Source organism: Tunturibacter psychrotolerans (assembly GCF_040359615.1).
Classification (GTDB): domain Bacteria; phylum Acidobacteriota; class Terriglobia; order Terriglobales; family Acidobacteriaceae; genus Edaphobacter; species Edaphobacter psychrotolerans.
The window spans coordinates 5,076,677-5,090,517 of record NZ_CP132942.1 but is presented as its reverse complement, the minus strand read 5'-3'; the positions used below and the strand labels follow the sequence as shown (position 1 = coordinate 5,090,517).

At 56.5% G+C, this 13,841-nt stretch carries 9 protein-coding genes; all 9 read right to left on the bottom strand.

The features are described from left to right. Window positions 1-16: 16 nt before the first annotated feature. Entirely contained in the window at window positions 17-1,126 is a 1,110-nt protein-coding gene (locus RBB77_RS21445; protein ID WP_353063739.1) for a glycoside hydrolase family 130 protein, read from the bottom strand. Between the two features lie 124 nt (window positions 1,127-1,250). Beyond that, the gene (locus tag RBB77_RS21440; RefSeq protein ID WP_353063738.1) at window positions 1,251-1,775 is read right to left on the bottom strand and encodes a hypothetical protein; all 525 of its coding nucleotides are present in this window, start codon (window positions 1,773-1,775) and stop codon (window positions 1,251-1,253) included. 10 nt (window positions 1,776-1,785) lie between these two features. Continuing rightward, window positions 1,786-2,412 carry a response regulator transcription factor gene (locus RBB77_RS21435; protein ID WP_353063737.1) on the bottom strand — a complete coding sequence of 209 codons (627 nt, stop codon included), beginning with the start codon at window positions 2,410-2,412 and terminating at the stop codon, window positions 1,786-1,788. Then, on the bottom strand, window positions 2,405-5,422 hold the full coding sequence (locus tag RBB77_RS21430; protein ID WP_353063736.1) for a sensor histidine kinase: 3,018 nt from the start codon (window positions 5,420-5,422) through the stop codon (window positions 2,405-2,407). The genes RBB77_RS21435 and RBB77_RS21430 overlap by 8 nt, the downstream gene beginning before the upstream one ends. Before the next feature lie 38 nt (window positions 5,423-5,460). Beyond that, complete coding sequence (locus RBB77_RS21425) at window positions 5,461-5,781, bottom strand: c-type cytochrome (protein WP_353063735.1); 321 nt, start codon at window positions 5,779-5,781, stop codon at window positions 5,461-5,463. Further along, entirely contained in the window at window positions 5,778-7,994 is a 2,217-nt protein-coding gene (locus RBB77_RS21420) for a tetratricopeptide repeat protein (RefSeq protein WP_353063734.1), read from the bottom strand. Before RBB77_RS21420 ends, RBB77_RS21425 begins: the two co-directional genes overlap by 4 nt. 109 nt (window positions 7,995-8,103) lie before the next feature. Then, window positions 8,104-9,906, bottom strand: a complete 1,803-nt coding sequence (locus tag RBB77_RS21415) for a CRTAC1 family protein (protein WP_353063733.1) — start codon at window positions 9,904-9,906, stop codon at window positions 8,104-8,106. A gap of 228 nt (window positions 9,907-10,134) precedes the next feature. Further along, a complete protein-coding gene (locus tag RBB77_RS21410) occupies window positions 10,135-11,871 on the bottom strand; it encodes a CRTAC1 family protein (protein ID WP_353063732.1) in 1,737 nt (578 codons plus the stop codon). Further along, window positions 11,868-13,757 (bottom strand): CRTAC1 family protein, encoded by a 1,890-nt coding sequence (locus RBB77_RS21405; protein ID WP_353063731.1) that lies wholly within the window; start codon window positions 13,755-13,757, stop codon window positions 11,868-11,870. Before RBB77_RS21405 ends, RBB77_RS21410 begins: the two co-directional genes overlap by 4 nt. Between the last annotated feature and the right edge of the window lie 84 nt (window positions 13,758-13,841).

Here is a 13,841-nt window from a genome sequence, read left to right as displayed (position 1 = left end):
TCATCGATTCCGTGGACTATTTATGTGGTGCTGTGGCGACGGCTACGAGAGAGTCAGCGCATCCGTAATAAAGAAACCACTGGCTGTGAAAGTAGACGAGACCTTCGGCGAAGGTGGTACCTGCGGCGTATTGGCCGGTCTTCTCATAAGGCATGATCGGTTTCAGTACGGGATGCTCGGTCTGTTCGATGAGGTGGGTCGGATCCCTAATGTCGAAGAGGGCCTCGCCAGCTGCATATGCGTTAGGACCCAGATCCGGATCTCCGCCTGTCACTGCATTTTTTCCGTTGTAGAGGACGACGATCCCGGCGGTCGTCAGGACTGGTGGAGGGCCGGTCTCGGGAAACGTGCTGTCAAAGTGTTGAGGACGTGGGCGAAGCACTTCGATGGGATCGCCCTGTGCGCTCTCCAACGGATTCCAGTGGATCAGATCGCTCGAGGTGGCCAGATGGATGGCGCCCTCACCCCAGTACATCCAGAATTCTCCGTTGATTTTAGCGGCTACGAGGCGCCCGTTTTGAAGATGCGTCACGATCCCGGCCGACTTGTATTTGAGTTGGGCGTACTTGCCGTTCGATGCGCTTGCAAATGCAGGACCGTGCTTGGTCCAATGTATTAGATCGGATGAGGTCGCGATTCCTACAGAGTAAGTACTGCGGTTCCACTGTGTGTACGTGAGGACGTAGGCGCCGTCGCTGGTTTCGACGATGCGCGGGTCTTCCACGCCGCCTGGCCATTCCCGGAACTGTTGGGTGTCTTTCGACGGATAGAAGACCGGTTCGGCACGTCGTGTGAAGTGGATACCGTCGTTACTCTCGGCTAAACCGAGGCGTGAGGTGTGCTCGCCAATCTGCATGGTTCCGGAGTTATCTTCCGCCCGGTAGAGCACGAAGACTTTACCGTTGCGAACGATCGCTGCAGGATTGAAAGTGTGAAGAATCTCCCAGTGAATAGAAGCGTTGAGAATAGGATCGGTGAAGATCGACTGCGGACTAGGAGTTATGACGGGATCGCCGTTTGCAGGGCGGGTGAAAGGGCCGATCTCCCATGTGGCCGCACTTTGTGCAGGAAGGACGCTGGCGGCAAGCAAGGGCACTACCATGATCAGCACGCGGTCTATTTTCATGCTGTTTACAGTACAGCGCGTGAGCATTGCTAACAAGGAGTGATTCGGCGACGGGGCTTCAGCGAAAGTCGCTTTTGATCGTTGCGCGACGGGAAAGACGTCTTGGCCGATCTTGACCAGGGAGTTATTGTGTTGGTTGCCTTTCCAAGGCGTAAGGAATGGCGAAGCGGCCAATTTGAAGGATCGAATTGCTGGTGGGAGGCCATATGCGAAAGGATTCGACGCGTGAACCGGTTGCCAGATGATGAGCCGTGACGGTGCCATGTTCTTGCCCGGTTGTGGCATCGTAGAACTTGACGATGAGATCGTCGTCACCACGCCGCCATCCGATTACGTAATTGCCAGCAGCAAGTGAGAGGTCTCCGAAGGTGATGGGAGATTGAACCAAGAGGTAGTGGGAGTATTTTCCGTCGGCGGAGTAGCCGGCGGTGATGAGAACGACACCGGCGATAATCTTTCCGTGAGAGTTGATAATGCCAGAGGCGGTGCGCATCTCTGTTTCGATGTGTTCTTTTTCAACTGGAGCGCGGGCGGGTAGAGCCATCTGCAATTCTGTTGGAGTCGCTGCGCGCCAAGAAGGCTTTGATTGAGCGGCGGCAAATGACGGCGGCACAAGGATCAGAAGCAGGGCTAGGAGAGATGGCTTCATTGGGCGGGTCTCATTTGAGATGTACGATCCCTCGTTGGAGGGCGACGGTTGCAGCGTGAGTGCGATCGCTGACCCCAAGTTTTCCGAGCAGGCTATTGATATGGGATTTGACGGTGGCTTCACTGATTTGGAGGTCGGAGGCTATCTCCTTATTTGCGCGGCCAGCCACGATGCGTTCCAGAACTTTGAGTTCGCGGTTGGTGAGGGCTTGAGTGCTCATTCTCTCGGCGAGCTTTTCTGCGATTGCAGGAGAGATGAGGGTTCTTCCGCTATGAACTGCTTGAACGGTTGCGACGAGTTCATCGACGGTCATTCCTTTAAGGAGATAGGCTTTCGCGCCGGCCTGGAGGGAGCGGAAGATGTCTTCGTCTCCGTCGAAGGTGGTGAGCACGATGAATCTTGCGGCGGGGTCGTTTGCGCGAATCTTCAGGATGGCGTCGACTCCGCTGAGTTTTGGGAGCTGGAGATCCATCAGGGTTATGTCCGGGCGTAAGGTTTTGTGGAGGTCGATTGCCTGCAGACCATCGCTGGCTTCGCCCACTACTTCTATGTCGGGGATGATGTTGAGCAGAGCGACGAGGCCCTGACGAACGACGTGATGATCATCTACTACGAGGATACGAATACGTTCAGGCATTGACTGCTGCCTCTTTTCCTTCAGTGATGGGTGCTTCCAGCGTGACGGTGGTGCCTTTTCCCGGAGAGCTTTCAATCGTTAGTTGAGCATGAATTTGAGCTGCGCGTTCGCGCATACCTTGAATACCAAAGTGCCCGTTCGCGGAAAGATGTCCATCGGTCACCTGGAACCCGCTGCCATTGTCTGAGATCCATAAAAGCAATCGAGTTGCATCGTAGCGAAGCTCGACGGATACCTGGGTCGCGCTGGCATGACGGGCGGCGTTTGCCAAAGACTCCTGGGCGATGCGGAAGACTTCGTCTTCAAAGGGTTGGGCAAGAGGGCGGTAGGTACCGCTGATGTTGAGGTGAGTGCCGAGTTTCTTTTGACTCCATTGGTCAGCCAGGCGTGTGAGGCGTGTTGGCAAGCTGTTCTGCGCGGTAATGGCGCGTAGATTCCAGATGCTTCGGCGAGCTTCGGCGAGTCCTTCGCGGACGTATGTGCGGGTTTGGTCGATCTGTTTTCTCGCTGCGTCAGTTTGAGAGTGGGCGAGAAGTTGGGAGGTGAGTTCGAGCTGTACTGAGACGCCGACGAAACTTTGAGCGAGAGTGTCGTGAATTTCGCGGGCGACTCGGTTTCGCTCGGCAAGAACTGCCTGGAACTGTGATTGAAGGCGGCGAACGCGAAGACGATAGAGAACGAGCGCAACAACGGCACCGAGACCGAGGACCAGCGGGAGAAACCAGAGTCTGCGATAGAAAGGAGGCCGCACGTTGAAGACAATTTGCGCTCCGGTTTCGTTCCATATGCCGTCGTTGTTCGCTGCCTGCACGCGAAAGCGATAGTGGCGGGGAGGGAGATTGGTGTAGTAAGCGATGGGGCGTGAACCGGCGTCGGTCCATCGTTGGTCCAAGCCTTCGAGGAGATAACGATAGCGGACTTTGGCGGGCGCTACGTAACTGAGGCCAGCGTATTCGAATGCAAAGCTGGTGTGACCCGGCGCGATACGTTGTTCGGTGGACGTTAGGGGCATGTCGACTCCATCCACCGTGAAGCGTTCGATGACGACCGGGGGCGGGACCAGGTTTTCCGCAAGATGCGTGGGATCGGTGACGGCGACGCCTTTTCGTGTGGCGAACCAGAGCAGTCCTGCAGTGGTTCTCCAGGCAGCGGGATGACCTTCGCCGACAGCTTCTTCGGTTGGCATTCCGTCGACGCGACCGTATGAGACTGGGTGAGGATCGCACGTTGAAAGCAACCCGCACTTGATAAGCGCTGCAGCGGAGACGCGGATGATGCCTCGACTGGAGCCCAGCCAGAGATTGCCGCGATCATCCTGGAGGATGGAGTCGATGTTCTTAGGCAGGTCATTTCGGTGAAGGGAGATGAAGCCTGTGGTCGTAAGGGCGCTGAGACTGGCTCCCTTTGTTCCGATCCATAGTGTGCCATGTGGGTCTTCGGCGAGAGCGGTGATGGTGTCGCCGGAGAGGCCGTCTTTTTTTGTGAAGGTTGTTATGTGGCCGTCGCGGAGACGTGCGAGCCCGTCGAGCGTACCGATCCACAGGTCGTGAGAGTTGGAGGTATGAGACTTAAGAAGAGCACCGACGAGGTCACTCCCGAGGCCGTCGGAGTGCGTCAGTGTGACGAAACGATCGTTCTGCAAATGTGCGAGGCCGTGGCGAGTGCCGATCCAGAGTGAGCCATCTTCATCACTGAGGAGAGAGCGAATCAGATCATCGGGTAGGCCGTCGGCGGAGGTGTAAGTTCGGATCTTCGCGCTTTCGATATGGTTGAGACCATCTGGCGTGCCGATCCACATACTGCCGTCTGCCCCTGGGGCCAAAGCGAGAATGGTTTCGCTGAGAAGGCCTGAGTGAGTGGAGAGACGCTGAATATTTCCTGATTGCAACCGGTCGAGTCCGTCGCCGTCGGTGCCGACCCACATAGCGCCGTCGGATGCCTGTGTGATGGCAGTGATCAGGTGGTCGGAGAGGCCGGGAATGGTGCGAAAGTTTTTGGGTCTCAGGATTTGGAGGCCGCTGGTTTCTGTGCCAACCCAGAGATTTCCCTCCTTGTCTTGCGTGAGAGAGAGGATGCTGTCGGAGCCAAGGGCTGAAACGGATTGTGGGTGGTTCCCGATTTTGTCGAGCGCGAATAGTCCTCTATCGGTGCCTATCCAAAGTACTCCTTGCGAGCCGGCAAGAACAGACTGGATGCGCGAGACTGGGAGGTCGTGGCCTGTTGTTAGAGTTCGGCTATGTCCGTTTTGTAGCAGCGTGAGACTGGTACCCGTGCGCAACCAGAGACTGTGATCGGGGAGAAACCCGATGCTCTGAATGTCCTTCGGCGTAGATGTGGAGCTGAGTGGTAAAGGGAGAATCCGGCCATGGAGATATTGAAAGATTCCGGAGTTGGATGTGATCCAAATGCTGCCGTCATGTGCTTTGGTTATTGCAGACGGTATAGAGAAGGAGGGAAGGGAGATGCTTGAGAAGCGGCTTCCGCTAAAGCTAACGAGGCCCTCGGTGGTGAGGAGCAAAAGTGAACCGTTGTCTGCCGTAGCGAGATTGGTGATGCGGTTGGGGGGTAAGCCGTCGGCGATAGAATAGCGGCGAAATGTTCCTGCCGAGTACTGGAGGAGGCCGTCGGATGACGCGATCCAGAGTGGCCCGGTGTCACTTTGGGTGAAACAACAGATGTCATCGCTGGTGATTTCGGGAGTGGATTCGGGATTATAGATTTTGAAGTCGACGCCATTGAAGCGAGCTATGCCACCTTCGGTTGCAATCCAAATGTAACCGTCGGTGGACTGGAAGACCTGATGAACGCTGTTTTGGGGGAGGCCATTCTCTGTGGACCAAGACTGATGGCCAAAGCTATTTGGGTCTTGTGACTGAGCAGGGAGAGAGAGCGACGCGACTCCGCACAGCGTCCAGAGGAGTGAGGAGCTCAGGGCGAGATGGAGACGCGAAAGCAAATTCATGCGGAGGTTCGATGTGTGCGCAAGCATGATGCTCGGATTCGCTTCCATTCGGATAATACGTCTTCCTGACCTGAGAATGCGTATCGTTACTTCGGCTTTTTGTCGCGGCAGGAGTGCAGGTAGGCGACGAGGTCGTCAACTTCGGATGCCTGCAGAATGTCGCCGAAGGATGGCATCTGGCGACCACCGTGTGTGATTTGAGTGCGGATCTGGGTTTTGTTCAGAGTGCGACCAACTCCGGACAGGTCAGGCCCTCTTTCCCCGCCCTGATCGCGGATGGTGTGGCAGTGTTGGCAGCCGTTAGCCACGAAGACGGTTGTTCCGCGCTGCTTTGCAGACTCGGCGAATGCGGGGAAACAAGACGCGGATGCCAGAGCAAAGGCTAACGCTGAGCGCAGCAAATTCATTGAGCAGATGTTCCGTTGTGGACGGCGGGTTCGGGGGCAAAATCGGTGTGTGTGTGCCAGGGGACGGTCTCCGATGCGACTTCGTTGTGTCTGCGCAGATATTCAAGCGCGTACGTGCTGGCGGTGGGGTCGTCTTTTTGATCGGCAAACATCGCTGCCTCGTGAGCGGCCTTCTCTTTCATGCCGAGGCGGCGGTAGATGATGGAGAGGATATAGTGTGCGGCCAGGTCGTCGGGATCGATGGATTGTAGAGTCTCGTATTCTGTGCGGGCTTCGTCATATTTGCGCTGCTGATAGAGAGAGAAGCCGAGCTCGCGATGAGCGTCGCGTGAGTTTGGGAATTTTGTGATGACTTCGCGGAGATCGGCGATGGCGTTATCGACCTGACCCTGGTTCCGTTCGACTAACGCAAGGTAGTAGAGCGCACGGGAGTTGTGCGGACTGAGCGCGAGCGCCCTGTCGAGGTTGGTGCGGGAGGCATCGTAGCGCTCCCACTGGAAGGTGGCGATGGCGATGTTGGTAAAGGCATCGGCGTAGTCAGGCCGGAGTTGGGCGACTTGCTGGAATGCGCGGACGCTCTCGGCGTATTGCTGGGCGTCGAGCATGGCGATGCCGTAGTTATTCCAGCGCATCCAGATCTTGTTGTCCTGCGGGTCGACCGCCGGGGGATTGTCGCCGAGGGCGAAAATGCGTGTACGTTCGGACATGGTAACGACTGGCATCTCGTAGTGCTTGCCCATTCCGAAGTCCATGAAGTGCTGATCGAAGCGCCGATAGTTGACCTTAGCGGTGACGGTGATAGGTCCAGTTGCATCAGCGGGTACTTTGAATTGGTAGCGCACGACTTGAGAACGGCCAGAGGCGATGGTGTTGTTGTAGGCCACGACCCGATTATTCCAGACCTGGTGGAGATCATTGATCGTTCCTCTAGTGTTTACGAGGCGATTGGTAAAGCTGTGCGCGCGAGGATCGAGGTCGCCGTTGGGTTGAATTGTCCCGGAGTGCATGAGGGTGTGACCAGCGGCGTCCTTGGCTTCAAACTCGACCCAGCTCTCGTACATGTCGCGCTGCTCGGGTACGTGGCTGTGAGCGATGCCTTTGTTCTGAATGATGATGGTTGTTGTCAGGAGATCGCCTGAGGCGACGGTGAAGTCTTCGTTGCCGAGTGGGGCGATGATTTTGTCTTGATTTTTCTCAAGGCCGAAGATGTCTACGTTGAAGACGCCGGCCTTGAGGAAAGCTACCGTCTTTTCCATCTGAGTGTCGTAGTTGTAGAACTTTGGGATAACAGTGTTGGCGCCGAGCCATCGGTGGGAGGCAAGTTTGCCTTCCTTTGCACCAGAGTCAGAGGTGGCGAGCGCTTCTCGGGTCATATGACAGGTCTGACAGGTGGAGACCTGATCTTTGACGTAGAAGGGAAGAGGCGACTGTTTGGCGAAAGAGGAGAGCTGCCACTCGTCGGATAGGAAGATGGCGCGTTGCCATTTGTAGTCGTTCAGCTGTTTGGGGAGGGCCGCTTTATGGCAGGCCGCACAGAAGTTGCTAGTGCGGTAGAAGTCCTTCATCACTGCTTTGGAGTGGCGGTCGAGATGGGCGAGGATCTCTTTGTCAGAGACATCGCCGTAGATGGGCTGGTTGTTCTCGTCGAGGAGAACAGTCGGTTGTGCCAACACGTAGCTGCCGGTACCGCGCGCATCGACCTTCTGGATGGAGTGGCAAATGGAGCATGTGATGCCATCTTCGTCGAACTTGCGATTGACCGGTGATCCCTTGGTGAGCGCTCCTGAAACGAGTGCGATGGGGTTGTGGCAGCCTTCGCAGTGTCGTGTATATTCGATGCCTTTTTCGGCCGTCAGCAGGCCGGTGTTCCTGATGTACCAAGGGGCGCGAAAGGAGTTAGCGTGAGCGGATTGGCGCCATTCGGCATGCGCCTCCTGATGGCAATGGCTACAGTATTTGGCAACGGGGAAGGCTCTGGGATTGATGAACTGGCCGGTGTCTGTAGTGGCGTTCGACGGCAGGAAGGGTTGATTGGCCCCAAATCTGAAGTTGTAATGTTCTTTGACTGCCTCGGTGTAGATCTCTCGCTGGGCAGGCGTGGTGACGGCATCGGAGGCATGGGTCCCGTCAGCCTTCAAGGCGATGAAAAATGAGGTGGTGGCTGCGCAAATGGCCGTACAGAGGATGATGCGACCGATCCGTCTGTAAGGCATTTTCATAGGAGAAGTGATTGTAATGATCCACGAAGAGCATTCGCTATCGTTCTAGGGGTGGAAAGAGATATCAATCAAAAGTTGGAAGAACAGGATAGGGGTCGTGGGCTTAGATTTTTGCGCCCTTACCTTCAGTCAGACTAACAATCTGGTCGACCTTGGTGATTGTGAATTTCTCTTTTGCCCCGCTGGGCCAGTGTACTTCGATTGAATCGATTGTTGCGGCGTCACCGAGGCCGAAATGAACGCGAGAGTCGTGAGTGGAGGCGAAGCTGCCTCCGGAGGTTATATCACCACGCTGTTTTTGGCCGCCAGCGGTAAGGTAGACCGTAGAGCCGATAGCGTCTCGAGGGCTTTTGGGGCCGCCTACGAGTTTTAGCTCGATCCAGTGATGCTTGTCTGGGGAGACGTTACGGAGCAGGCCGGGGTGGTGGTCGAGTGCGTTGATGACAACATCCAATTTGCCGTCGTTGAAGAGGTCTCCGACGGCCATTCCGCGGCCGGTATAGAGAGCGGCGAGTGCGGTGCCTTCGACCGCGGGTTCGAGATCAAATTTTTTGCCATCGATGTTGCGGAAGAGGAGCGGGCGCTGTGCCCAAGTTGTTGCCCAGGTTGTGTGGTCGACCTGCGGGTAGACGTGGCCGTTCGCAACGAAGAGGTCCTTCCATCCATCGTTATCGAAGTCCAAGAAGGCTGTGCCCCATCCGAGGAACGGAATTGTGGGTTCTGCGATTCCCATCTGGTAGCTGATGTCGGTGAAATTGCCGTCGCCGTCGTTGCGATAGAGCGGGTTGTAGTCGTCTGAAAAAGTTGTGTTGTAGATGTCGATCAGGCCGTTGTTTCTGTAGTCGCCGATTGCGATGCCCATTGATGCTGTCTCGCGGCCGTTCTCATTGAGAGCGTATCCGGAGGCGTAGCTGACATCGTCGAAGGTGCCGTCACCTTTATTGATGTAGAGGTAGTTTGGTGTGGAATCGTTCGCGACGAGAAGATCTGGCTTGCCGTCGTTGTTGACGTCGACGAAGACGGAGGCGAAGCCGTAATATCCGTTCTTGTCGGCGACTCCGGCTTTTTCGCTTACGTCGGTGAACGTGCCGTCGCCGTTGTTGTGAAAGAGGTGGTCTGGTTCCCCCTTGAGGCCGCGTGGGCCGCACATTACTTCTACCCCACGAAACTGGCAGAAGCTGTAGGAGACATTTTTGCCGCCGGATCCAGGCTGGTTTGCGATGTCATAGTGAACATAGCCGGGGACGAAGAGATCGAGGTGGCCATCGCCGTCGTAGTCTCCCCAGGTGGCTCCAGTGGACCAGTTGCCGAGAGTGACCCCGGCTTTCTCTGCGACGTCGGTAAAGGTGCCGTCATGGTTGTTGTGATAGAGGCGATTTTTGCCGAAGTTGCTGACGTAGATATCGGGCCAGCCATCGTTGTCGTAGTCGGCGATGGCAACGCCGATTCCCCAGCGGTCATTGGTGACGTGCGCGTTTGCTGCGACGTCAGTGAAAGTGCCATCGTGATTGTTGTGGAATAGGGCAGCATGGGGCGGTGATGCCTTTCCGCTCATGGCGTCGTAGGTGGAACCGTTGACGAGATAGATGTCCAGCCAGCCATCGTTGTCATAGTCGATGAGTCCGACACCGGATCCGTTTGTCTCGATGATGAAGTTTTTTTCCGGAGTTCCCATTGTGTGGGTCCATGAGGTCAGGCCGGCTTTTGCTGCGATGTCCTGGAAGATGATGGGGCCATTCTTAACGAAGCCGCCGGCGGTGATGGGCCGTTTCTCCGCGTCGAGCACTGCGGGGTGTGCGCCCCCGGTGTTGGCTCCTCCCGTGGCGGGCGCCTGGCCACCTTCTTGAGGTTTGTCAGACTGTGTGTCTGTGGTTTGGGAGTTTGGGGCGGTAGATTGGCCTATCAACACTCCTGAACTCAAAAAGAAGGTTGCCCAGAAGACAAGGGCCAAGGGATGTGAAGTGCAACGGCGGCAATGATGAAGGGTCACGAATGTGTCCTTGTGGTTACCAATTTCAATTTGCAGCGGCAGTCGATTCCTGCACGCATTTCCAGTACTCGAGATGGACTCACGATCATGTTTACCATACGAGCCTCGCATGTGATTGCGAGTTTGTTGTTAGAGATAGCTCGGTTAGTTTGACGCTGGCAGGGGGCGGCCCTTTCCTTCGGTGAGTTCGATGATGCGATCGATTGACGCGGGAGGGTCGAAAAGTTCTGTCCGACCGTTGGGCCAGCGGATTTGGATACTTGTTAGTTGGGTTTCGAGGCCGAGGCCGAAGTGAAGGCGAAGATCGCTGGAAGAGTTGTAGCTGGAGCCGCTTCGAACTTCGTCGACCCAGAGACGGTTTGCAGATTTCAGGGTTGCGCGCGCTCCGATGGCATCGCGGTTCGAGGAGGTGCCGATGAGGTGCAGCCCGAGCCAGTGGTTCTGATTTTTCGCGAAGTTGACGAGGAGCATCGGTCGATCGCTGAGGTTGTTGATGACGGCTTCGAGACGGCCATCGTTAAAGAGATCGGTGATGGCGAGGCCTCGACTTGAGCGGGGATCGGCCAACCCGGGGCCGGAGGTCTTGCTGATGTCGCGGAATTTTCCATTGCCGAGATTGCTGTAGAGGAAGCGAGATTCGCGATAGGAGGAACCTAGCTTGGCGGAGTCAACTTCTGGATAGACGTGGCCGTTTACAACGAGAAGGTCGGGCCATCCGTCGTTATCGACATCAGCGAACATGGCGCCCCAGCCGAGAGCATCGGCGTTTATGCCGAGTCCAGCGGCGAAGGTCATGTCTGTGTAGGTCCCGTCACCGTTGTTGCGATAGAGGGTAGAGGTGTCGTCGGAGAAGTTTGTTTTGAAGAGGTCGAGTTTACCGTCGCCGTCGTAGTCGGCTGCGGTGGAGCCCATGCCCGCCTGTTCACGGCCGTCTTCGTTGAAGGCTACGCCAGCGTCTGCGGCAGTGTCTTTGAAGGTTCCGTCGTGGTTGTTGCGATAGAGGATGGCAGGGGTGGAGTCGCAGGCGACATAAAGATCGGGCCAACCATCGTCGTCGTAGTCGAGAGTAGTGACTGAGAAACAGTAGTGTCCGTTGGTGTGTTCGAAGCCACTAGGCTTGCTGACGTCTTCGAACTTTCCTCCGCCGAGGTTGTGATAAAGGATGTTTGGTGCGCTCTCGAGGCCACGAGGACCACACATGACGGGAACACCTTTCCAGATGCAGCCTGATGTCTGGCCTGGGGTGGGCGTGTGGGCGAGGTCGAAGTGTACATAGTTGGCAACGGCGAGATCGAGTTTGCCGTCGCGATCATAGTCGACGAAGGCGCAGCCCGTTCCCCACTCTTTGCCGGTACCGGCAACGCCTGCCTGCTCCGCTACCTCTTTGAAGGTTCCGTTGCCCTGGTTGTGGAAGAGGCGATTTTTGCCATAGCCGGTAACGTATATGTCGTCGAACCCATCGTTGTCATAGTCTCCGACACAGGCGCCTTGACCCCACCCGGTTGAGACGAGGCCTGCCTTCACGGTGACATCTGTGAAGGTGCCGTCGTGATTGTTGTGGAAGAGATGATTGGTGGGTTTGGCCTGGTTGGGTGCAAGAGTTGTGCCAGGCATGTGCGTGCCGTTGACGAGGAAGATGTCGGGCCAGCCGTCGCGGTCGTAGTCGAGAATGGCGACGCCCGAACCAGTCGCTTCGATGATGTAACGCTTGGAGTCGACGCTACCGTTTACGTCGCGAATGGTGATCCCGGCTTTTAGTGCTACATCGACAAACCAAGCGGGGGGAGGGTGATCGGTGGTTGGTGGGTAGGACTGCTGGCCGAAGGCCGTCATCGCAACCTTAGCGACGACGGCCATTCGAAAGAGTGCTCGAAGCTTCATGGCTTTGAGACCGGGGCAGGCGTGGTCGGTGTTTTCGATTGCGATGATGCGCCCATAGCGACAGTTTTCAGAATCTTTCCACCTTCCTGAATGACGTAAAGATGGTTTGCTGCGAGGTCGGTGAGCGTGTCTGTCGATCCGGATGGCCACTTGATTTCAACCGAATCTGCTTTTGTGGAGTGGTCGAGACCGAAGTGGATACGGAGATCATTCTGCGAGTAGTAGCTTCCGCCGCTGCGGACTTCGTCGATCTGGATGAAGGGTTTGGGCGCGCCTGGCAATGCTGTTGTGACGCTGATCTTTGCGCCGATGCCTGAACGATTGGACTTTGTACCGACCGTGCGAATCTTGATCCAGTTTCGACCGGTGGTTGATTCGCAGTGAAGCAGTTGGGGAAGGCTGTTGATGCAATTGACGACGACGTCCAACACGCCATCGTTGTCATAGTCTCCAAAGGCGCAACCACGACCGGGGGCCGGAGTCGTGATGCCGGGGCCTCCTTGCGCGGTTACTTCTTCAAATTGCCCGTTGCGCAGATTGCGGTACAGATATTTGTGTTCAGCGTAGGGTGCGTCGATGGCGGTTCCATCGACTTCGGGGTAGACGTGGCCGTTACAGATGAAGATATCGGGCCAGCCGTCGTTGTCCATGTCGAAGAAGCCAACGCCCCAGCCGAGATAGCGGGTGTTTACGCCGAGTCCGGACATGTAAGTATGGTCGTCGAAGTTTCCGTCGCCGAGGTTAACGTAGAGCGAATCGGTATCACCGGCGAAGTTCGTTTTGACGATGTCGAAGCGGCCATCGCGATTGAAATCGCCAATGGAGACGCCCATGCCGGCTTGTGGCTTGCCGTCAGGGGAGTAGGCGATACCGGCTTCGATCGCTACGTCTTTAAAGGTGCCGTCTTTTTGGTTTTGGTAGAAGGTGGCGGCGGTGGAGTCGTTTGCGACATAGATATCGGGCCATCCGTCGCCGTCGATGTCGGATACAGCTACCGAGAGGCCATAGGTTCCGATGGTGTCCCACATGCCCGCTTTTTGCGAAACGTCGGTGAAGGTTCCATTTCCATTGTTGCGATAGAGAATGTTTTTGCCGCCCTGAAGGCCGGGAGGGCCACAGGCTACCTGGATTCCTTTGTAGGCGCAGCCGGCGGCTTCGGGGAGAGGTGCGGTTTTGATGTCGAAGTCGATGTAGTTGGCGACAAAGAGGTCGAGATGCCCGTCGCGGTCGTAGTCGAGAAAGGCACAGCCTGAGTTCCAACGCGTCTTCGATTGGAGCAGGCCCGCCTTCTCTGTGACGTCGGTGAAGGTTCCGTTTCCGTTGTTGCGGTAGAGGACATTTTGACCGTAGTAACTGACGAAGAGGTCGTCCCAACCGTCGTTGTTGTAGTCGCCGACGCAGCAGCCCTGACCCCATCCAGCGCGGCCCAGGCCGGCTTTGACGGTGACGTCGGTGAAGGTGCCGTCGCGATTGTTCTTGAAGAGGCGCGAGATGGGCTCCTGGCCCTTTGGGAAGCCGTTGAGTCGAGTGCCGTTGACCAGGAAGATATCGATCCAGTCATCGTGATCGTAGTCGTAGAACGCCACGCCGCAGCCGGTGGTTTCGAGCAGGTATCGATTTTTGTGCTCACCTCCGTAGATTGTTTTTGCGTTCAATCCCGATTGACGTGCCAAGTCGGTGAAGCTGACGCCGAGCGGAGTTCCGGCGACGGGAGAGAGGAGCCCTTTGGGTGCGGGGCGAGGAACAGCGTCATAGGTGGGGCGCGACCCCGGCTGTTGGGGTGGTTGGGGATTTTGCGGCGCTGCCAGGGCCAGAACGTCATCGAGCGAAAGAACCAGTGCAGTGGTGGAGAGCGAGGTGAGAAAGCTACGGCGGGACCAATTCAAAAGGACACTCCTCGGGTAGTTGACCCGGAACCGGCGTTCGGGGTTCCCTGTTCGACGTGTAATTGTAATCACAAAATTGGGAAG